The organism is Oceanibaculum nanhaiense, from assembly GCF_002148795.1.
Taxonomy (GTDB): domain Bacteria; phylum Pseudomonadota; class Alphaproteobacteria; order Oceanibaculales; family Oceanibaculaceae; genus Oceanibaculum; species Oceanibaculum nanhaiense.
In genome coordinates, this window is record NZ_MPOB01000033.1 from 1 (window position 1) to 967 (window position 967).

Annotated in this window: 1 pseudogene; it reads left to right on the forward strand. The window is 61.7% G+C overall.

Going from position 1 to position 967, the window contains the following annotated elements:
• Window positions 1-113 precede the first annotated feature (113 nt).
• Window positions 114-949 (forward strand): annotated as a pseudogene (locus BKM74_RS18375) (IS5 family transposase).
• Window positions 950-967 lie beyond the last annotated feature (18 nt).

A 967-nucleotide genomic window follows, 5' to 3' on the forward strand; every position in this document is an offset into this window, starting at 1 on the left:
AGTGTCCGTCCGGGGAGTTTGTGAGTCGACAGAGTCGGTTGGCGATTCCGGCTTGCGGGGCTGGAATCGGCTGTGATTCCTTATCTGGCACCGAATCGCGAAGAGAGGTGCCGATGTGGACCGTTGAGAACCGCGCCCGCTACAACCGGGATCACCTGCGCTATCCAAGCGACCTGACCGACGAGGAATGGGCACTGATCGAGCCGCTGATCCCGCCGGGCAAGCCATGCGGTGGCAGGCGCACCGTCAACATGCGCGAGGTGGTCAACGGGCTGATGTATGTGCTGTCGACCGGTTGCCAGTGGCGGGCGATCCCGAAGGACCTGCCGCCCAAGAGCACGGTCTACGACTATTTCGACCTGTGGACCTGGGATCGCACGCTCGACCGCATCCATCACGCGCTCTATGTCGCCTGCCGCGAGCAGGCGGAGCGCAAGGCCTCCCCTAGCGCCGCCATCATCGACAGCCAGAGCGTGAAAAGCGCAGAAAAAGGGGGCGATACGACCCGCACGGCTACGATTCCGGCAAGAAGATCAAGGGCAAGAAGCGGCACATTCTCGTCGACACTCAGGGCCTGCTGATGCATGCGCTGGTCCATGCCGCCGACATCCAGGACCGCGACGGCGGGGTGGTGGTGATGGCCACCCTGTTTGGGCTCTATCCCTTTTTGCTCAAGCTCTATGCCGATGGCGGCTATCAGGGGGAGCAATTTCAGACGGGACTGAAGAAGGCCGTCGCCCAGGTCAATGTGGAGATCGTCAAACGGTCAGATCGGGCCAAGGGCTTCGTCGTGCTGCCCAAACGCTGGATCGTCGAGCGCACCTTCGCCTGGCTGGGACGATGCCGCCGCCTGGCCAAGGACTGGGAATGCCTCAACGCCAAGGCGCTCGCCTTCTTGAAACTCGCCTCCATCCGCCTCATGATCAGAAAGCTCTGCAATCAATCATAAAGTCTCCGGACAGACTCT